The 19,806-nt window shown below is 74.3% G+C and carries 15 protein-coding genes; 2 read left to right on the forward strand and 13 right to left on the reverse strand.

Going from position 1 to position 19,806, the window contains the following annotated elements; genetic code table 11:
* Window positions 1-263: 263 nt before the first annotated feature.
* Window positions 264-1,799: a DUF4192 domain-containing protein gene (locus ABD323_RS30605; RefSeq protein WP_344445285.1), complete on the reverse strand. Its 1,536-nt coding sequence runs from the start codon at window positions 1,797-1,799 to the stop codon at window positions 264-266.
* A 193-nt stretch (window positions 1,800-1,992) separates the two neighbouring features.
* Here ABD323_RS30605 and ABD323_RS30610 point away from each other — a divergent pair, with 193 nt between their 5' ends.
* Window positions 1,993-4,200, forward strand: coding sequence for a RecQ family ATP-dependent DNA helicase (locus tag ABD323_RS30610; RefSeq protein WP_344445286.1), 2,208 nt, complete (start codon window positions 1,993-1,995; stop codon window positions 4,198-4,200).
* Window positions 4,201-4,507: 307 nt separating this feature from the next.
* Complete coding sequence (locus tag ABD323_RS30615; protein ID WP_344445287.1) at window positions 4,508-5,185, forward strand: hypothetical protein; 678 nt, start codon at window positions 4,508-4,510, stop codon at window positions 5,183-5,185.
* 164 nt (window positions 5,186-5,349) lie between these two features.
* On the opposite strand, the gene ABD323_RS30620 is transcribed toward ABD323_RS30615, so the two are convergent.
* The 12 genes from ABD323_RS30620 to ABD323_RS30675 all read right to left on the reverse strand — a co-directional run.
* Window positions 5,350-5,688, reverse strand: coding sequence for a hypothetical protein (locus ABD323_RS30620; RefSeq protein ID WP_344445288.1), 339 nt, complete (start codon window positions 5,686-5,688; stop codon window positions 5,350-5,352).
* A gap of 566 nt (window positions 5,689-6,254) precedes the next feature.
* On the reverse strand, window positions 6,255-6,947 hold the full coding sequence (locus ABD323_RS30625) for a ribonuclease HII (RefSeq protein WP_344445289.1): 693 nt from the start codon (window positions 6,945-6,947) through the stop codon (window positions 6,255-6,257).
* A gap of 136 nt (window positions 6,948-7,083) precedes the next feature.
* Window positions 7,084-10,272 carry an Ig-like domain-containing protein gene (locus ABD323_RS30630; protein WP_344445290.1) on the reverse strand — a complete coding sequence of 1,063 codons (3,189 nt, stop codon included), beginning with the start codon at window positions 10,270-10,272 and terminating at the stop codon, window positions 7,084-7,086.
* Between the two features lie 216 nt (window positions 10,273-10,488).
* Window positions 10,489-11,451, reverse strand: coding sequence for a carbohydrate ABC transporter permease (locus tag ABD323_RS30635; RefSeq protein WP_344445291.1), 963 nt, complete (start codon window positions 11,449-11,451; stop codon window positions 10,489-10,491).
* Window positions 11,448-12,485: a carbohydrate ABC transporter permease gene (locus ABD323_RS30640; protein WP_344445292.1), complete on the reverse strand. Its 1,038-nt coding sequence runs from the start codon at window positions 12,483-12,485 to the stop codon at window positions 11,448-11,450. Before ABD323_RS30640 ends, ABD323_RS30635 begins: the two co-directional genes overlap by 4 nt.
* A 101-nt stretch (window positions 12,486-12,586) precedes the next feature.
* The gene (locus tag ABD323_RS30645; protein ID WP_344445293.1) at window positions 12,587-13,957 is read right to left on the reverse strand and encodes an ABC transporter substrate-binding protein; all 1,371 of its coding nucleotides are present in this window, start codon (window positions 13,955-13,957) and stop codon (window positions 12,587-12,589) included.
* A gap of 338 nt (window positions 13,958-14,295) precedes the next feature.
* On the reverse strand, window positions 14,296-15,501 hold the full coding sequence (locus ABD323_RS30650) for a cytochrome P450 family protein (protein ID WP_344445294.1): 1,206 nt from the start codon (window positions 15,499-15,501) through the stop codon (window positions 14,296-14,298).
* Complete coding sequence (locus tag ABD323_RS30655) at window positions 15,498-16,763, reverse strand: cytochrome P450 (protein WP_344445295.1); 1,266 nt, start codon at window positions 16,761-16,763, stop codon at window positions 15,498-15,500. Before ABD323_RS30655 ends, ABD323_RS30650 begins: the two co-directional genes overlap by 4 nt.
* Window positions 16,760-17,434, reverse strand: a complete 675-nt coding sequence (locus ABD323_RS30660; RefSeq protein ID WP_425556208.1) for a GTP-binding protein — start codon at window positions 17,432-17,434, stop codon at window positions 16,760-16,762. Before ABD323_RS30660 ends, ABD323_RS30655 begins: the two co-directional genes overlap by 4 nt.
* Window positions 17,415-17,783 (reverse strand): DUF742 domain-containing protein, encoded by a 369-nt coding sequence (locus tag ABD323_RS30665; protein WP_344445296.1) that lies wholly within the window; start codon window positions 17,781-17,783, stop codon window positions 17,415-17,417. The genes ABD323_RS30660 and ABD323_RS30665 overlap by 20 nt, the downstream gene beginning before the upstream one ends.
* Entirely contained in the window at window positions 17,780-18,268 is a 489-nt protein-coding gene (locus ABD323_RS30670; protein WP_344445297.1) for a roadblock/LC7 domain-containing protein, read from the reverse strand. The genes ABD323_RS30665 and ABD323_RS30670 overlap by 4 nt, the downstream gene beginning before the upstream one ends.
* On the reverse strand, window positions 18,268-19,806 hold a 1,539-nt coding region (locus ABD323_RS30675; RefSeq protein ID WP_344445298.1), incomplete at its 5' end, for a sensor histidine kinase. The genes ABD323_RS30675 and ABD323_RS30670, both read right to left, overlap by 1 nt.

Below are 19,806 nucleotides of genomic sequence, written 5' to 3' on the forward strand. Positions count from 1 at the left end.
GCCGGGAGGGGGGCGGGGGCGAACGCCGAACGCCGGGCCCACCCGGGCAGCGGACCGCGCGGGCGGGGCGGGCGGCGGGGAATCCGCAGCCCCGGACCCGACCGCCCGGTCCACCGCGGTGCGGGCGGACGGCCGGGCACGGTGCGCGCCGCGGCGAGGCCGGGCGCTTGGCCGCCGCCCGGCCCGGGGGCCGGACCGACCGCACCCGGTGGCTCCGGTAGGCGCGGCTCGCGGGCGGGAAGGTCCGCAGCAGGCTGGCCATGTCAGGCTCCCATCGAGGTGTCGCGACTCTGGTGGATCCGCCGGCGGGCCGTGCGCCCGGTCGAGCGGGCCGGCGGGCTCGCCGCCGCGGTACGACTGTGCCCGGTCGGATCGGCCGGCGGCGGACCGGCATCGGACGGCGGGTCGGACACCGCCGGCGGCGGGGATGCGGTCGGGCCGTCGGCCGGCTGCCGGCGGGGGACCGGAAGCCGGCTGCTCCCGCCGGGCAGGCCGCGCGGGGCCCGCGGATCGGAGGGGTCGGCGTCGGACCCGGCGGCGGTGGGCCGACCGGCGGGGCCGGGGGCGGGCCCGCGGGTGAGCTGAACCCTCGGCCCCGGTAGCGCGGCGGCTGGACCCGGCCGCCTGCCGGTACCCGGCGGCCCGGACTCGGGCCGCTCATCGGCCGGCTGTTCGGTCACCGTCGCGCCGCCTTCGACCCGCCGAGCGCGCTCGGCGCGCACGGCCGTCAGCAGCGCGGTCGGCTCCAGCCCGCCGTTGAGCGAGTGGTAGAGCAGCTCGGCCAGGGTGTAGTCGGGATCCAGTTCGAGCACCCTGTTCAGCACGATCCTGGCGGTCGCGGTGTCGCCGGCCAGCCAGGACGTCCAGGCCAGGAGTGTCAGCGGGGCCCTGGCGTAGGGCTCGAAGGGCGGCACGCAGCGCCGGGCCAACAGGCGCCACAGGCGCTGGGCGCCGGCCAGCTCGGCCTCTTCCGCGTACTCCGCGGCGCGGTCGCGACTGGCCCGGTCCTGGAGGCCGAGGAGCAGCCGGGCGGCCCGGTCGTCGTCGAGCCCGGCGGCGCCGGCCAGGAACTCGGCCATCACCTCGTCGAGCAGCCGCCCGGTGGCCTCGCCCACCCGCTCGGAGCCGTCCGGGCCGACCAGCTCCTCGATCAGGCCGGCGGTCCGCCGCTCGATCGCCTCGCGCTGCGCGTCCGCGGCGGGCGGCCCGACGGGCGTGAGCCCGGCGAGGATCGCCCGGCGGCTGCCGCGCGGGGCGAGGCCGGCGAAGGTCGCGGCCGCCACCACCGCACGGGGGTCGGAGGTGCTCTGCACCACGGTGCCCTCGGCGGGGCAGCAGGACGGATCGGGACACAGGTAGGACCACCAGCGGCCGCCGGAGACGCAGAGCGCCTCCTTGACCCGCAGGTTCAGCCCCCGCAGGGCCCGCAACAGCAGCTCCGCGAGCGGGCGCAGCTGCGGCTGGGCGGCGGCCGCCCCCGGATCGGGATCCCGGCACAGGTAGAGCAGGGCCGCCTGCGGGCGCAGGTCACGCTGCTCGGAGAGCTCGACCAGCAGCCGGGCCAGCTCCTCGGCGATCATCGGCCAGTGCGCCGGGTCGGCGGGGATGTCCAGCCGGATCACTCCGCCCTGCCGGAAGAGGGGACCCTGCAGTCCGACCAGGACGATGCTGTCGTCGGGGTAGAAGCCCAGCAGGTAGGGGAGCATGGCGGCCATGTCGGCCGGGCCCTCGATCCGCAGGCTCTGGCGCCCGGGGCGGCGGCGGCCGACGGGGGTGGTGGTGGGGTCGTCGTGGTTCATGGCGCACAGCGTGGAGCCGGTCGCCGGCCGGTGGCGGAGATTTCCCGTTGCCTGTGGACAACCCCGGGCCTGTGGACAACTCGAGGGCCCCACCTGCGGCCGAACAGGTGAACGGCCCGCCGGGATCGGCAGGTTGTCCACAGGCTGGTCCCGAAGTTCGCCCCTTGTCGGCCGAGCAGGGTTACATAGACCCATGGATCAGCCAGCGCACTCCCCCGCAACCGCCCTCGGCGACGGCTCCGCCACCGCTGTCGATCGCGCGGCGGTCCGCACCCGCGCCGAAGCCGTGCTGCGCGAGCTGGCCGGCCCGGCGGCCCGGCTGCGCGAGGACCAGTGGCTGGCCATCGAGGCGCTGGTGGTCGACCGCCGCCGGGCGCTGGTGGTCCAGCGCACGGGCTGGGGCAAGTCGGCCGTCTACTTCATCGCCACGGCGCTGCTCCGGTCCGGCGGCGGCGGTCCCACGGTGATCGTCTCGCCGCTGCTCGCGCTGATGCGCAACCAGGTCGACTCGGCAGCCCGCGCCGGCATCCACGCCCGCACCATCAACTCCGCCAACCCGCAGGAGTGGCAGGACATCGAGGCGGAGGTCGCGGCCGGCTCCGTGGACATCCTGCTGGTCAGCCCCGAGCGGCTCAACAACCCCGACTTCCGCGACCAGGTGCTCCCCAAGCTCGCGGCCTCGACCGGCCTGCTGGTGGTCGACGAGGCGCACTGCATCTCCGACTGGGGCCACGACTTCCGGCCCGACTACCGCCGGCTGCGCAGCATGCTCGCCGACCTCTCCCCGGGCGTCCCGGTGCTGGCGACCACCGCCACCGCCAACGCACGGGTCACCGAGGACGTCGCCGAGCAGCTGGGCACCACGGGGGCCGACGGCCGCGCCCTGGTGCTGCGCGGCCCGCTCGACCGGGAGAGCCTCAGCCTGGGCGTGCTCGCCCTGCCCGACCCGGCCCACCGCCTGGGCTGGCTCGCCGACCACCTGGGCGAGCTGCCCGGCTCGGGCATCGTCTACACGCTGACGGTGGCCGCCGCCGAGGAGGTGACCGAGTTCCTGCGCGGCCGGGGCTACCCGGTGGCCTCCTACTCCGGCCGGACCGAGGACGCCGAGCGCCGCAGCGCCGAGGCGGACCTGCTGGCCAACCGGGTCAAGGCCCTGGTGGCCACCTCGGCCCTCGGGATGGGCTTCGACAAGCCCGACCTGGGCTTCGTCGTCCACCTCGGCTCGCCCGGCTCGCCGATCGCCTACTACCAGCAGGTCGGCCGCGCCGGGCGCGGCGTGGAGCACGCCGAGGTCCTGCTGCTGCCCGGTCGCGAGGACGAGGCGATCTGGCGCTACTTCGCCTCCCTCGGGTTCCCGCCCGAGGACCAGGTCCGGCGCACGATCGACGCGCTGGCCGAAGCCGGCCGCCCGCTCTCCACCGCCGCGCTGGAGGCCCGGGTGGACCTGCGCCGGACCAGGCTGGAGACCATGCTCAAGGTGCTCGACGTGGACGGCGCGGTGCACCGGGTGCGCGGCGGCTGGGTGGCCACCGGGCAGAGCTGGGCCTACGACCGGGAGCGGTACGCCAAGGTGGCCCGCGCCCGGTCCGACGAGCAGCAGGCCATGCGCGAGTACGCGTCCGGCGGCCACTGCCGGATGGAGTTCCTGCGCCGCCAGCTGGACGACGAGCAGGCCACCGCGTGCGGACGCTGCGACGTCTGCGCCGGGGTGCGGCACAGCACCGAGGTCTCGGCGCAGGCGCTGGACGCCGCCCGGGCGGCACTGGGCCGGCCGGGGACGGCCTTCGACCCCCGCCGCCTGTGGCCGACCGGCATGGAGGCCCTCGGCGTGCCCCTCAAGGGCCGGATCCCGGCCGACGAGCAGGCCCAGGCCGGCCGGGCGCTCGGCCGGCTCTCGGACATCGGCTGGGGCGGCCGGCTGCGCACCCTGCTGGCCGAGGGCGCACCGGACGGTACCGTCCCGCGCGACGTGGTGGAGGCGCTGGTCACCGTGCTGGCGGACTGGGCGCGCGGTCCCGGCGGCTGGGCGGGCCGGGACCCCGAGACGGGTCGGCCGGTCGGCGTGGTCACCATGGCCTCGTCCACCCGGCCGGAGCTGGTCGGCAGCCTGGGAGCGCGGATCGCGGAGGTGGGCCGCCTCCCGCTGCTCGGCCGGATCGCCTACGCCGAGGGACGTCCGCCGCACGGCGCCCGCAGCAACAGCGCCCAACGGCTGCACTCGCTCGCGGGGTCCCTGGTCCTGCCGCCCGAGCTGGTGGAGGCCCTGGCGGCCAACCCGGGCCCGGTCCTGCTCGTCGACGACCTGGTCGACAGCGGCTGGACGGTCACCGTCGCCGCCCGTCTGCTGCGCAAGGCGGGCGCCCAGGCGGTCCTGCCGCTGGTCCTGGCCGTGCAGGCGTGAGGCGAGGGCCCGTCCCCGGCGAACCGGCGCCCGGCGCCGGTCGTCCCGGCGGGCCCATCCGTCACCCCGGTTCCCGCCCGTCCCACACCCCGACTCGTTCCCTCACAGCCACCCATCTGAATGACTCTGGACCATTCGGGGAATATATCCGGCGAATCCACGGCTTTCGGGCGGCTATCGTCAGTTCATCGTTGCCGCTCAGGCCATCTGACGTGAGAATTGCAGCGTACCCAGACCTCGGTCCTCAGGACCCCGGCTTCGGCGTACGCACGCGCCCGCGCGCCCGGCGGGCCGGGGAAGGAGGACCATGATCCACGGCACAGACCGCGGTCAGCTTTCCTCGGCCAGGGGTCGGAGCATCGACCTGGAGAGCTGGGCGAGTGCGGGGCTGCCCCCCGTACGGGACCCGCGCGACCTGGTCACCGAGCTGCACCAGCGCCACCTGCCGCCGCCGGGAACCAGCGTGCTCGCGGTCCTGGACTTCGACCACCGCGTGGTGGCGTCCGCCTCCGTCGCGCCGCGGCCGCACGTCACCGACGGCTGGCACCACCGCAACGCGCTGCTGAGCCAGCTGCGCCGGGTGATGCCGCACGACCTGCGGCTGACCTCACCGCGACGGACCGCCGTCCTGCTCCGCTGCCGCGACGGCTTGGCCGGCTGGACCGAGCAGGACGGTTCCTGGATGTGGGCCCTGCGGGACACGGCCTCGCTGCACGGGCTGCGCTGCGGCGCCTACATCGCGCTCACCCCGTCGGGCTGGCAGATCCTCGGCGACGGGCGTTCCGGGCGGACGCCGCACTCCGACTCGTGGTCCGAGCGACCGCTGCACACGGTCCGGGAGCTGCCGCCCCGCGGCACCCCGGCCCTGCACGGGCGGGCGGAGGCGCACCGGGCCGGGCTGCCGTGGCACGCGGCGGCAGCGACCGCGGCGGCCGGCACGGCCGGCGCCACGGCCCCGGAGTCGATCCGGCACGCCGCGCGCTGACCCCCCGCCGGGTGGCCGGTGGCGGCCCGCAAGGCGGCGGGACGGCGGGACGGCGGGCGGTACCGACGGCACAGCCCGCCAGTCCGGTACCGGACTGGCGGGCTGACGGACTGACGGACTGACGGGCTACAACCACCCGGCGCGGGGGCCGCCCGGTGCGGCGATCAGGCCGGGACCGGCTGCCCCCCGAGCACCCGGGCGCCGGCCAGCCGCGCCGTCGCGCCGCAGACCACGAGCAGGGACACCGCATGGGTCAGCGCCTTCTCCAGCGCGCGCACCGCACGGCCGTCGTCCTCGGTGTCCAGGACCAGCACCACCACGTCGCGACGGGCCGGCCGGGTCAGCGCCAGGTCGGCGTAGAACACGTCGGTGCCCTCCGCGAGCTGGGCCCAGTACCGCTCCTCGCCGAACGACAGCTCGTGCTGCTGCCACGGGTGCGGCGCGTCCACGGTCAGCACGAGGAGGTCACCGGGGTTGCGGCCGGACTCCAACAGCACGTCCACCGCCTCCTCGGCACGGTCGAGCGCACTGCCGACGGCAGCCTGGATCAGCTGGACGGTCGGACCGGCCGGGGCGGTCGTGGGGGCCGGCCCCGGACGCGGTCCGGGCCTGGGGATCTGCGCCGCCCGCGGGCCGGGGCGCGGCGGCCCCGGACGCGCGGCGGCCGGTCGCGGCGGGCCCCGGGGGGGGGGGGGGGGCGGGGCGGGGGGGGGGGGGGGAGGGGGGGGGGGGGGCGGGGGCGGGGGGGGGGGGGGGGGGGGGCGCCCGGGCGCGGCGGCCCCGGGCGGGGACCGGGGACCACGGCGGCCGGGGCGGCGGAATGGACGGGGATGACAGGGGACGCGCTGCCGGTGGCAGGCGTGCTGAGGGCTTGTGCGTCCGACTCGCGGGGGAAGGGAACGCCGGGGCCCGGGATGCTCTCGTGAATCTCCGGCTCCTCGGGGAAGACAGGCATACCCGGATATCTATCAAATGCCGGTCGAATGCGCACGGGCGCCCCACCTGTTGGGCACCAGGCGGACGCAATCATCAGCGCACCGTGCCACCCCCGAACATTCCTGATGATCCGTCAGAAACCGAGGGTGAGCTGCTCGCCACCGTCGGCCGCCTCCGCCGCGAGGCGCGAGCGCTTCAGGTGGCGCCAGTGGGGCAGCGCGTCGAGGTAGGACCAGGAGAGCCGGTGGTGCTCGGTCGGGCCGAACTCCTCCAGCGCCGCCCGGTGCACCGGCGAGGGGTACCCCGCGTTGTCCTCGAAGCCGAACGCCGGGTGGTCGGGCGCCAACCGGGCCATCTGCGCGTCGCGGTGCACCTTGGCCAGCACCGAGGCCGCCGCCACGCAGACGCAGCTCTGGTCGCCCTTGATCACCGTGCGCACCCGCCACGGGCCGCCGAGGTAGTCGTGCTTGCCGTCCAGGATCACCGCGTCCGGGCGCACCGGCAACGCCTCCAGGGCGCGCACGGCGGCCAGTCGCAGGGCCGCGGTCATGCCGAGCTCGTCGCACTCGAGCGCGGACGCCTCGCCCAGCGCGTAGGCGGTGACCCAGTCGGCCAGGACCGGGGCGAGTTGCTCGCGGCGGCGCACGGTGAGCAGCTTGGAGTCGGTCAGCCCCTCCGGCGCGCGGCGCAGGCCGGTCACTGCGGCGCCCACCGTCACCGGCCCGGCCCAGGCGCCGCGACCGACCTCGTCGAGGCCCACGACGAGGCCGGCGCCGGCGCGGCGCAGGGAGCGCTCGACGCTGTGGGTGGGCGGCTGGTAGGGCATCCGGAACGTTCCGTTTCGACGGTGGGCGACCCGAGGTCGTCGAGGAGGCCGGCGACGGGTGCGCCGGCTGCGGCGGCGCCGCGCACTCCACCCTACGGCGGCCGGCCACCGTCACCGACCGGCCACCGCCTCGGGCTCAGTACGCCCCGTACAGCGAGAAGACCGCGCCCTCCTTCACCGCCGGCCCGAAGCCGCTCGGCCAGGTCCCGAACGGCACCGCCGCGCTGCTGTAGGCCCCCTGGCTCACCGCCCCCGCCGTGTAGTTCATGTTGTTGACCGCCGCGCTCGTCCCGTTGCTGTTGTAGACCAGCCAGTAGGAGGTCCCCGCCGCGAGCGTGACGTCGACCGGCAGCGCGTTCCAGGCGTTGGCCGCCAGCGTCCCGCTCGCCGTCGAGGCGAGCAGCGTGCCGGGTGAGCCCGCGCTGTCGCTGTAGAGGGCCAGTTGGAACTGGTTGTTCGGGGCCGCGCCCACCGTCCCGACGTGGACGCTCAGCGCGGTGAGGGCGACCGCGGCCGAGCCGGTGGTGATCCTGCTGGCGTTGAGGTGGTTGGAGTCGGTGTCGTCCAGCAGGGTGCCGACGGTCGCGTTGCCGATGGTCCGCGGCGGGGTCCCGCCGGTGGTGAACGAGACGGTGGCGGGCGCGGCGAGCGCGTTGCCGGCCAGGTCGGTGACGCCCTGCACGGTGGCCGTGTACCCGGTGCTCGGGGCGAGCGGAGCGGCCGGGGTGAGGACGGCGCTGTTGGTGGTCGCGTCGTAGCCGACGGCGCCCGGCACCGCCGCGCCGCCGGCGGTGGCCAGCGTCAGGTGGGCGGCGGTCACGGTCGCCGCGGCCAGCGGCTCGTCGAAGGAGAACCGCACCGGGGCGGTCGGCGCCACCGCGGTGGCCCCGGCGGTCGGCGAGGTGCCGGTCACCACCGGCGGGGTGGTGTCGTGGCCGTAGGTGGCGGTGTAGGAGCCCACCGCGCCGTCGAAGAACGCGTACGGCACGCCCTTGACGGTGTCGATCCGGTAGGGGACGCTCGCCCCCTGGAAGTCGATCTTCGCCAGGCTGCCGGCCGCCGAGCCGACCGGCAGCATCGCGCGCAGGCCGCCTGCCCCGCCGGTGATCGAGAAGGTCAGCGAACTGCCGCTCCAGGTCAGCTTGCTGAAGGCCGAACCGTTGCGCCCGTCCAGCCAGGTGAGCATCTGGCGCCCGGAGACCACCGGCACCCCGCGCGCCTTGGCGGCCGCGATGATCGCGTCGGAGGCGGTGGAGGCCGCGTAGTCGGTGTGGATGTTGGCGCTGAGCGCCGCGTAGTAGCCCTGCGCGCCGTAGGCGGCGCCGAGCAGGGTGTCGATCGTCGCGGGGTAGGACTGGCCGGACTCGTCGGTCATCTGCGTGGTGGCCTGGTACTCGTCGATGATCGAGCCGTCGGTGTCGGCGAACTTCATGATCTCGCCGGTGCCGTTGAAGAAGCCCGGGCGGTCCTGGGTGAACGAGGCCGGATAGTAGTAGTAGTCCTCGTCCAGCCGGATGCCGTTGGCCAGCTTGGTCTTGGGCTGGGTGGACCAGTCGTCCCACTCCACGCAGTGCGTGCGGCTGCTGGCGGGCGAGGGCAGTGCGGGGTACTTCGCCCGCCAGGCGGCCAGTTGGCTCTGGTAGGTGCTCTGCAGGGCCGCCGCGCTCCCCCAGGGCTGGCAGCCGGTGGTGACGTGCAGGCCGACCTCGAAGCCCTGGTCGGAGTACGCCTGGGCCTGGGCCGCGGTCATCGGACCGCTGGTGTACAGGTACGACGAGCCGCGCACGCACTCCCAGTCGGCGACGTTGCAGTTCGGCGGACTCTGCGCGACGTAGCCGTCCCAGCGCCCCGCGGTGCCGCCGATGCCGTGGTCGTCGCCGCTCATCACGACCACCGCCTTGACGTCGCGCGGGAAGTACCAGAAGCGCGGCAGCGGCATCTTCGCGGAGTCCATCAGGGTGATCAGGTTCACCAGCAGCCGCTGCTGCTCGTCGGCGATCGGGATGATCGCCTTGCTCATGTCGTTCCAGTCGGGCTGGCCGTTGACCCCCATGAACATCTCACCGGCCTCGATGCCGTCCACCCCGTCGCGCTGCTGGCCGCCCCAGGCGATGTTGCCCTGCCGGGTCTGCACCACGGACTTGGCGAGGTCGAAGGTGAACGCGGCCGCCTCGCCGCTGCCGGTGGCGCGCAGGGTCACCGCGGGGTTGGCGGTCGCGGTGGCGGCGTCGCTGTACAGGGTGGCCACCGCCGTGGCGCCGTTGAGTGCGTACCGGTCGGCGGCGCCGTGGTAGCCCATGGTGTCGCCGGTGATCCCGGCGCCGGGCGCGGCCGAGGTGTCGACCTTGAGGTAGGCGTCCGCCTGGGTTCCGCCGGCGGCGGTCAGGCCGAGCAGTGGCGCGAGCTGCGGGTCGGGCCGCATCGCGATCAGCCGGCCGCCGCCGGTGGTCCAGCTGCCGAACATGCCGCTCTGGGCGGCGGTCAGCCGCGTCTCGCCGAGCAGCACGACGTCGTAGCCGGCCAGCATCGCGGGGGTCACCGTCGACAGGTCGACGGTCTTGTACGCGTTGAGCCCCTCGGCCTTGAGGATCTCCGTGTAGTACGAGGAGTAGGGGTTGGCCGCGTTCGTGACCAGCAGGATCGGCCCCTCCCCGCCGGGACCGGCACCCGGCGGCGGGGTGTTGTCGGCGCCCGGGGTGTAGGTCGCGTACATCGAGAACGTGACGCCCTCGGCACTGGCCGCGCCGAAGGCCGCGGGCCAGCTGCCGTACCCGCCGGCGCGGTAGGCGCTGGTGCCGCCGGCGGCGTAGGCGAGGTTGTCGACCGCGCCGGTGGCGCCGTTGGCGTTGTAGGCCAGCCAGTAGGGCGTGCTGGGGCTGAGCGCCAGGCTCAGCGGCAGGGTGTTCCAGCTGTTGGGGCTGAGTGTGCCGGGCGAGCTGCTGGCCAGCAGGCTGCCGGGCGCGCCGGCGTTGTCGCCGTACACGGCCACCTGGAACTGGTTGTTGGGGGCCGCGCCGACCGCGCCCACGTACACGCTGACGCTGGTCACCGTGCCGCCGGTGGCCCCGCTGACGGCGCGGGAGGCGTTCAGGTAGTTGGCGTCGCCGACGTCCAGGGAGGCCCCGACGGTGTTGCTGCCGAGCACGGCCGTCGTCGCGGCCGCCCCGGCGCCGGGCCGGGAGGTCGCCGCCGGGCTCGGCGCGGTGGCCGCCGCGGAGCCCGCGGTCACCACCGGCGCCGCCAGCACGACCAGGCCGGTCACCAGGGCCGCCAGCCGGCCGGTGGTGGAGCGTCTGAACCGGGTCACCGTGGTACCGAACGCCATGCCGTCCCCCTAGCCGCGCGCAGGCCCGTGCCGCGCGGCGGGAACCACCCGCACCGGGAACCGTCCGCTCTCGGGACGTGTCCGTGCCGCGCGTCAACTTCCTGCACTGGTATACTGGTTGACCCACGCGGGTGTCCACGGTTTGGCCGTAACCGGCGGAGCGCCCCGTCGCCCCCGCGCCCCGTGCGCACCGCGCGGGGTCACCCGGCGCGGGGTTCAGCCCTTGACCGAGCCGGCCAGCAGCCCGCGCACGAAGTACCGCTGCAGCGCCACGAAGACGACCAGCGGGACGATGATCGACAGGAACGCCCCGGCCGTCAGCAGCTCCCAGCGCCCGCCGAACGATCCGGAGAGCTGGGCCAGGCGCACCGTCATCGGGGCGACGTCCGGAGTGCCGCCCGCGAAGGTCAGCGCCACCAGCAGGTCGTTCCAGACCCAGAGGAACTGGAAGATCGCGAACGAGGCGAGCGCCGGCGCGCAGAGCGGCAGCACGATGGACCGGAAGATCTTGAAGTGCGAGGCACCGTCCACCACCGCCGCCTCCATCAGGTCCTTCGGCAGCTGCGAGATGAAGTTGTGCAGCAGGAAGATGGCCAGCGGCAGCGCGAACATGGTGTGCGCGAGCCAGACCGGCAGGTAGGTGCCGTTCAGGTCGACCTGCGGGACGATGGTGAGACCGCCCAGGTGCGCGCCCCCGGAGAAGAGCTGCAGCAGCGGGATCAGCGCCATCTGCAACGGCACCACCTGCAGGGCGAAGATCACGAAGAAGAGCGTGTCACTGCCCCGGAAGCGCACCCAGGCCAGCGCGTACGCGGCCATCGCGGCGAGCACCAGCGGGAAGAGGGTGGCCGGCACGCTGATCGCCAGCGAGTTGACCAGGTACGGCATCAGCCCGCCGCTGACGCCGAAGCCGCCCTCGAAGAGGACCGTGTGGTAGTTGGAAAGGCCCAGGTCCGGGTGGGCGAACACGGTCCACCAGCCGCTGTCGGCCACGTCCTTCTTGGGGCGCAGCGAGGTGGCCAGCAGGCCGAGGGTGGGGATGGTCCAGAGCACCGTCACCACGATGACGAAGAGCGAGCCGAGCGGGCCGCTGAAGGACCTGCGGACCGCCTTGGCGGCGGGCAGCTGGGGCCGGCCCTCGACGGAGGACGGGGGGCGGTCGGCGATCTGACGGCTCATCGGATGGTCCGCTCCTTGCGCAGCTGGACGATGTTGTAGCCGACCAGCGGGAGCACCGCGAGGAAGAGGATCACCGCGAGGGCGCTTCCCCGGCCGACGTTGAACTGCACGAAGGACTGCGAGTACATCTCGTTGGCCAGCACCTGGGTACCGAAGTTGCCGCCGGTCATGGTCCGCACGATGTCGAACGCCTTCAACGTGGTGATCATGACGGTGGTCAGCACCACGATCAGCGTGGTGCGGATCATCGGGACCGTGACGTACCAGAAGAGCCGCAGCCCGCGCGCGCCGTCCAGCCGGGCGGCCTCGGTCACCTCGTCCGGGATGGCCTTGATCGCGGCCGACAGCACCACCATCGCGAAGCCGGTCTGCACCCAGACCATGACCACCATCAACAGGTAGTCGTTCAGCGGGTGCGAGAGGATCCAGTTCGGCGGGTGCTTCCAGCCCAGCCAGATCGCCAGCTGGCTGAGCAGGCCGATCTGCGGCTGCGCGGTGTCGCGGGTCTCGTAGACGAACTTCCAGATGATGCTGGCGCCGACCAGCGAGACCGCCATCGGCAGGAAGACCAGCGACTTGTAGAACCCCTGCCAGCGCATCCGGTCGACCAGCAGGGCGAGCACCAGGCCCAGTCCGGTGGCCGCGATCGGCGCGACCACCAGCCAGAGCAGGGTGTTGAGCAGGACCTGGTGGATGTAGTCGGTGGTGAAGACCCAGCCGTAGTTCCCGGCGCCGAGGAAGCGGGTGCTGTCGGCGTTCTGGAAGCTCAGGAAGACCGTGCGAATCAGGGGCACCACCAGCCCCACCAGGAGCAGCAGCACCGCCGGCCCCAGCATGACCGCGATGGCCAGCGGACGGCTCAGCCGGCCGCTGGCCCGGCCGGCCGCGAAGAAGACCAGCAGCAGGATGCCCAGGAAGCCGGCTATCGCCCCGAGGCTGTTGCCCAGCTTGAGCGCGGCGTCGCTCCAGGCGGAGTCGGCGAGCGGGCGCGCGCCGAGCGCACCGGCCACGAGCCGGGCACCGGTGACGGGCATGGGTGGCTGTCCTTCCTACGGCGGGCGGGCCTACGACAGGGGGACCCGCGGCGCTCGGGTCCACCACGAGGGGGACTCGAGCGCCGCGGGGCCGGGCGCGGCTACTGCGGCCAGGCCGCGTCGATGTCGCCCGCCACCTGCGGGATCGACTTGCCCTCCGCGAACCAGGCGGTCAACGCCTTCCACTCCTCACCGGCGCCGACCGCCGCGGGCATCAGGTCCGAGGCGTCGAAGCGGAAGGTGGTGGCGGGGCTGGTCAGCGCGGCGGCGGACAGCTGGTCGATCGGGTCGGTGTAGAGGCTCTTGTCCACGCCCTGGTTGGCCGAGACCCAGCCGGTGGCGACCTTCACCCGGCTGCTGGCCCAGTCCGCGGTGGAGAGGTAGTTCTGCACCGCCTGCACCTCGGGCCGGTTCGAGAAGGCGGCCAGGAACTCGCCACCACCCTCGACCGGCTTGCTGATGGCGGGGTTCACGGCCGGCAGGGCGAAGGCGTAGATGTCGCCGTCGGCCGCGATGTTGGTGCCCTTGGGCCACTGCGCCTCGTAGAACGAGGCCTGCTGCAGCATCCAGCACTTGTTGGTGAGGATCGGCGCGCCGGCGTCCTGGAAGGTGGTGGTGGCGATCGACTTGACGTCGCCGATCCCGGCGTTGACCCAGGCCGGGTTCTGCATCCAGTTGGCCACCGTCTGCATCGCGCCGGTGATCTGGGCGTCCCCGAACTTGATCTTGTGGCTGACCCACTGGTCGTAGACGTCGCCGCCCGCACTGCCCAGGACCACCTCCTCCAGCCAGTCGGTGGCCGGCCAGCCGGTGGCCGTGCCGGAGCTGATGCCACCGCACCACGGCTTGCTGCCACCGGCCTTGGCGATGGTGTCGCTGAGCGCCATCAGGTCCGCCCAGCTCTGCGGCACCTGGTAGCCGGCCTGCTTGAAGGCCTTGGGCGAGTACCAGACCAGCGACTTCATGTTGGCACTCATCGGCGCCGCGTAGAACGTGCCGTTGACCGAACCGTAGGACTTCCAGACCGGGTTCCACTGGCTCTCGTTCTGGACGGTCTGCGCCGGCGGCTTGACCACCTTGCCGGTCTTGACCATCTGGGCCAGCAGGCCGGGCTGCGGGATGATCGCGAAGTCCGGGACGTTGCCGCCGGCCACCCGGACCGGGAGCTGGGCCTCGAAGTCGTTGGACCCCTCGTAGGAGATCTTGATCCCGGTACAAGAACTGAACTCTGCCCAGGATTTTTCCAGGGAGTCCGACTCCGGGCTCAGGATCGAGGCGAACATCGTCACCTTGGTCCCCGCGTGCCCCGAGTACGCCTGGTACTTGGCGCAGTCGCCGGACAGTACGGGGGCGGCGGTCCCACTGCTGGTGCCGCTCGAGCTGTTGGAACAGGCCGCGGTCAGGGCCAGCCCCAACACGGCCGGGGCCACCAGCAGTCGATTTCGGAGCCGGGCACTCTTCGTGATGGTCAAAGCGTTCTCCTGCGGCCTGGGACGAACGACATGGCGCTGCACTGAACCGGAGGCAAGACCGAAGGCCGGCGATGGCCGCGACCGGGATCAGCGGCGGCCTGAGTCGTCGGCGACTGGCTTGAAGACGTTAACGCAACGGCCATCCGGCGCCAAGGGACGCGTTCAGCTTTCGTTGGCCAGTGTTCCAGTCGTTACCGGAAGGTACGGAGATAAGTGGATGTGTCCGCGGATACCTACCCGTGAGCGCGTGCGCAAACGCCCCGCGGGGGCGGACCGGGTGGATCGGTCCGCCCCCGCGGGGCGTCTGTGCACGTGAGGCGACCGCGGTCGGCCGGTGGTCAGCGCAGCCGGACCGGCAGGCTCTGCAGGCTGTTGACCACCACCGAGGCGGTGGGCCGCAGTTCACCGTCGGGCACCGCCAACGCCAGGTCCGGGAAGCGTTCGAAGAGCGCGGGCAGCGCCACCTGCGCCTCCAGCCGGGCCAGCGGCGACCCCGGGCAGACGTGCGGGCCGTGCCCGAAGGACAGGTGCCGGATCGGATCGCGGGTGACGTCGAAGAGCTCCGCGGTGATCCCGTGCTGCGCCGGATCGCGCCCGATCGCGTTGTACGAGATCAGCACCGGCTCGCCCTGCGGCACCACCACCTCGCCCACCGCGATCGGCTCGGCGGCGAAACGGAAGAGGAAGTTGCTGGTCGGAGGCGTCCAGCGGAGCGACTCCTCGACCACCGCCGCCCAGGAGATCTCACCCGAACGGACCAGGGCCAGTTGGTCCGGGTGGCCCAACAGGGCCCGCACCGCGTTGGTGATCAGGTTGACCGTGGTCTCGTGCCCCGCCGCGATGATCACCCGCAGGGTGGCCGCGGCCTCGGCGTCGGTCAGCTCGCTGCCCTCGACGTCGGCGGCCAGCAGGGCACTGGTCAGGTCGTCGGCCGGCGCGGCCCGGCGCTGGGCGACCAGATCGCCCACGAAGGCGTTCAGCGCCTTGATGGTGGCCTGGATGCCCGCCGGATCCGGGACGCTGCTGAAGAACCGCTCGTAGAGCTCGCGCAGGTAGCCGTGGTCGGCCGGATCCACCCCCAGCAGCGAGCCGATCACCGTCATCGGCAGCGGGAAGGCGAAGCCGGACTTGAGGTCGACCACCGGCTCCCCGGCGGCCAGCGCGTCCAGCAGTTCGGCCGTGGTGCGCTCCACCGAAGGGCGCATCAGCTCGACCCGGCGCGGCGTGAACGCCTGCGCCACCAGGGCCCGCAGGCGCCGGTGCGCCTCGCCGTCGGTGGTGACCATGCTCGGACCGGGCACCGCCAGTCCGATCAGCGGCCAGTCGCGCGGCACCTCGCCGCGCTGGAAGGCGGCCCAGTGGGCGGCGTCCTTCACCAGCCGCGGGTCCGTCAGCAGGGTGCGGGCCCAGGCGTGCCGGGTGACCGCCCAGGCGCGCACCCCGCCCGGCAGCTCCACCCGGGCCACCGGGCCGGCCTCGCGCAGCAACGCCCCCTCGCCCGCGCTGTCGCGCGCGAACGGATCCAGCGTGATGGTCTCGGTCATCCGAAAGCCCCTCCTGTCGTGGTCGTGGCCGGCGTGAAGCCCACCGGGAGCGCCACCAGCGCGCGCACCCAGGGCGAGGGCCGCCACACCAGCGCGTGCTCGGCGACCGCCAGGCGCAGGTCGGGCAGCCGGTCCAGCAGCACCTCGATGGCCGTGGCGGCGATCACCTCGGCCGCCTCCTGCGCCGGGAACGGGCAGCGGTGCTCGCCGTGCGAGAAGCTCAGGTGCGCGTGGTTGCCCTCGGCGGCCTCGCCGTTGGCCTGGCGCACCGCGGGGTCGCTGTTGGCCCCCGCGAAGCCCAGCAGCAGCAGGTCGCCGGCCGCGATCTGCCGGCCGCCCAGCCGGGTGTCGCGCGTCGCCCAGCGGCCGGCGAAGTTCTGGGTGGGGGTGTCCTCCCAGAGCGCCTCGGTGAGCGCCTGGCCCACGCTGCGCCGCCCGCCCGAGAGCGAGGCGGCGAACCGCTCGTCGGTGAGCATCAGCCGCAGGGCGTTGGCGATCCAGTAGGCGGTGGGCTGGTGACCGGCGATCAGCAGCACCCGCAGGTCCCGCATCACCTCGTCCTCGCTCAGCGCGGCGGGGTGGACCAGCAGCCGGGAGGTGATGTCGGCGCCGGGCGCGGCCCGCTTGGCCTCGACCAGTTCCAGCATCACGGCCAGCAGCCGCTCCGCGCCCTGCTGCGCGCCGGCGCCACCGTCCAGCATGTCCAGCAGGGCGCGGATCAGCGTCGGCACCTGGGCGCCGTCCAGCCCGAGCATCCAGCAGAGCACCAGCAGCGGCATCCGGTGCGCGTACTCGGCGACCAGGTCGGCCTCGCCCCGCCCGGCGAACTCGTCGATCAGCCGGTCGGCGACCTGCTCGCAGTACTTCTTCAACTCGTAAGGGTCGACCGACGAGAGGCCGTCGGTGATCGCCGCCGAACGCCGCTGGTGCTCGGTCCCCTCGGTGTAGAGGATCGAGGGGACCGGCGTCATCATCGGCAGCAGCGGCCAGTCCGCCGCGATGGTGGACCAGGCGTTCCAGCGGCTGGAGTCGCGTCCGAAGAGCTTGGGCTGACTGGTCACCAGCTGCAGCTCGCGGTAGCCGATGACCAGCCACGCCGGCACGCCGCCGGCCAGCTCGACCGGGGCGACCGGGCCGTGCGCGGCGCGCAGCTCGCGGTAGACCTGGCCGGGATCGGTCTGGAAGCGCGGGCCGTACAGCGGCGCCGGGGAGCGGTGCGCCGGGCAGCCGGGCGGTGGGGTGGGGGCGGCCGGCTCGGTCACGAGTCGCTCTCCTGTTCGGCTTCGGCTTCGGCGCGGGTGTAGAGGTGACGGACGAGTTCGATCAGCACCTGCTTGCTGGACCCGCGCTCGCGCGCGTCGCAGTCCACCAGCGGCACCTCCGGCGACAGGTCGAGCGCCGCGCGGACCTGGGCCAGGCTGTGCCGGGGCGGCTCGAAGTTGTTGCGGGCCACCACGAACGGCATCCCGTGGTGCTCCAGCCGGTCGATCGCGTACCAGGACTCCTCCAGCCGGCGCGGGTCCACCAGCACCACCGCGCCCAGCGCCCCGCGGAAGAGCCGGTCCCAGAGGAACCAGAACCGCTCCTGCCCGGGGGCGCCGAAGAGGTAGAGCACGCTCTGCGGCGTCAGGGTGATCCGGCCGAAGTCGAACGCGACCGTGGTGGAGCGCTTGTCGCGCACGGCGGACGGGTCGTCGACCCCGATCCCGGCCCGGGTCATCACCTCCTCGGTGGCCAGCGGGCGGATCTCGCTCACCGAGCCGACCAGCGTGGTCTTGCCCGCTCCGAAGCCGCCGACCACGACGATCTTCATCGCGTGCTCGGCGCTGCTCTGCAACGGGGTGCGCGGGCTCTGCGGGGTGCGCGGGCCGGGCGGGGTGCGCGGCAGCTCGCGGACGGCCCCCGCGCCGGCGTCAGAGCCGTTGGAGTCCATGCAGCACCTGCTTCAGCGTGTCGAGGTCGGGCAACTGGGCCTGGGCGGGGACGAACCGCGGGTGGCGGGCGGTGATCCGGCCGGCCTCCAGCAGGTCGCCCAGCAGGATCTTCACGATGCTGATCGGCAAAGCCAGTTCGGCCGCCACCTCCACCACCGCCGTCGGGCGCTCGCACAGCCGCAGGATCCGCGCGTGCTCGGACTGCATGCCGGGCACCGGCGCGCACTCCGAGACGATCAGCGTCACCACGTCGAAGGCGGCGTGCGCGGGCGGCCGGCTGCGCCCGCGGGTCACCGTGTAGAGCCGGTCGGGGCCGTCGTCCGGGCCCGGGCGCCGCGCGGCCGTCATGCCGTGCGGGTGACGTCGTCCGTCGCAGCTGCGTGGTCCGCCGGGGCGGCGGCCTCGGTGGCGGCGGCGTCCTTCGCCGCGGTGGCCGGATCGCGCGGCGGTGCGCTGAGGAGGTCACCGATCTGCTCGACCAGGCCGTGCATGTTGTGCCCGACCAGGCCGACGTCGGTGCTCTCCTCGGTCACCACCGCGAGATGCGCCCCCTCCCCCGCCGCCACGATGCACAGGATGCCGCCGTGGAACTCGGTCATCGACTGCCGCACGCCGCCGCTGCCGTCGCCGAACTCGATCGAGGCGCCGTGCGCCAGGCTCTGGATGCCGGAGGCGATGGCGGCCAGCTGGTCGGCCTCGTCGACGGTCAGCCCCGCGCTGTGGCAGAGCTTGAGACCGTCCGCGGAGAGCACCAGGGCGTGCCGGGAGCCGGGGGTGTTGGTCAGCAGGTTCTCCAACAGCCAGTCGAGACCGCGGTCGGTGGTGCTGCTCATCAGGCGTTGTCCTTCGGGAAGTCAGCGGGCGGTGCCGGACTGGGAGGGGTGGGCCGTGGCCCCTGGACGGCCTGCCGGAACGCGCCGAACCGGGCGGCGGACTGCGCGCCACCGGCGGCCCGGGGGGCGGCGGGCTGCTCGGCGGAGTCCTCGGCGACCGCGCTCGCGCTCACGTCCGTGTCCGTGTCCGCCGACGGGGCGGGGCGGGCGGCCGGAGCGGGGAGCGCGGAGGGAGCCGGGGAGGGAGCCGGGACGGCGGACCGGTTGGCGGCCGCCAGGGTCTGTCCGCGGCGGCGCTTGGGCAGGTCGCTCTCCGCACCCTCCGCCGGGGCGACGGCGGCCTGCGGCGCGGCGACCCGCGGGGTGGGCGTGATCAGCGAGTGCGGGAACCCGGTCGCTCGGGCGGACGGCGCGGCGGCGGCCGGCGGCAGCGCGGCCGGCACCGGCGGGGCGGCCACCGCGGCCGGCGCGATCGCCTCGCCGTCCCCGCCGAGCTCCGACTCCGGATGGGTGATCAGCTGCTCGGGCACCAGCACCACCACGCCCGTGCCACCGCGCGAGGAGGGCCGGAAGGAGATCGACAGCCCGTGCTTGCGGGCCAGCGCCCCGACCACCGCGAAGCCGAGCCGGGTCCCCGCGGAGAGCGTGGTGAGGTCCAGCGGCTCGCCCGAGACGGCCTGTTCGGCCCGCCGCAGCCAGATCTCGGAGAGCCCCAGGCCGCCGTCCTCGACGGTGATGGCCAGCCCGGCGTGCAACTCCTCGACGTAGACGTGCACCTCGGCCGGCGGCGCCGAGAAGTTGGTGGCGTTGTCCAGCAGTTCGGCCAGCGTGTGCATCACGCCCTCGGCCGCGTACCCCGCGACCGCCGCGCCGCTCGCGGAGTGCAGCCGCACCCGCTGGTAGGCCCCGATCCGGCCGAGCGCGCCGCGCAGCACGCTCTCCACCGCGATCGGCCGCGTCCAGCGCCGACCGCTGCGCGCGCCGGTGAGCACCGCGATGCTGTCGGCCATCCGGCCGGCCTGGGCGGTGCTGTGGTCCAGCCGGAGCAGGTCGCCGAGCACCTCCTCGCCGTGCCGGTGCTGCATCTCGCGCAGCTCGGCGTGCATGCTGGTGGCCAGCGCCTGGACCCGGCCCGCCGCCGTCGCACAGACCGCCAGCGCCGCGGCGCGCTGCCGCTCGCCGTAGGCGATCTCCCGGGCCAGCAACCGCAACAGGTCCTCGTGGGCGGTCTGCCGGTGCTCCACCAGGACGGTGTCGACCGACGCCCCGGCCCGCAGCCGGCCCACCACCTCGGGGATGGTCAGCTCGGCCAGCCGGGCGAGTTCGGCCCGCTCGTCGTCGGCGGCCCCCCGCGCGGCCGACGCCTCGGCCCGCGCCTCGACCGCCTCCGAACGCGCGGCCAGCATCTCGACCCGCGCCGCCTCGGCGTCGGTGTAGGCGGCGTTGGCCCGGCCCCGGGAGGCCTGCGCCTGGGGCACCGCCGGGGCGGGGGGCGACTCCGCCCGCCGGGCGGCGCGCAGGGCCGCCTCCCCCCGGGT

The sequence above is a fragment of the Kitasatospora nipponensis genome (genome assembly GCF_039528135.1).
Taxonomy (GTDB): domain Bacteria; phylum Actinomycetota; class Actinomycetes; order Streptomycetales; family Streptomycetaceae; genus Kitasatospora; species Kitasatospora nipponensis.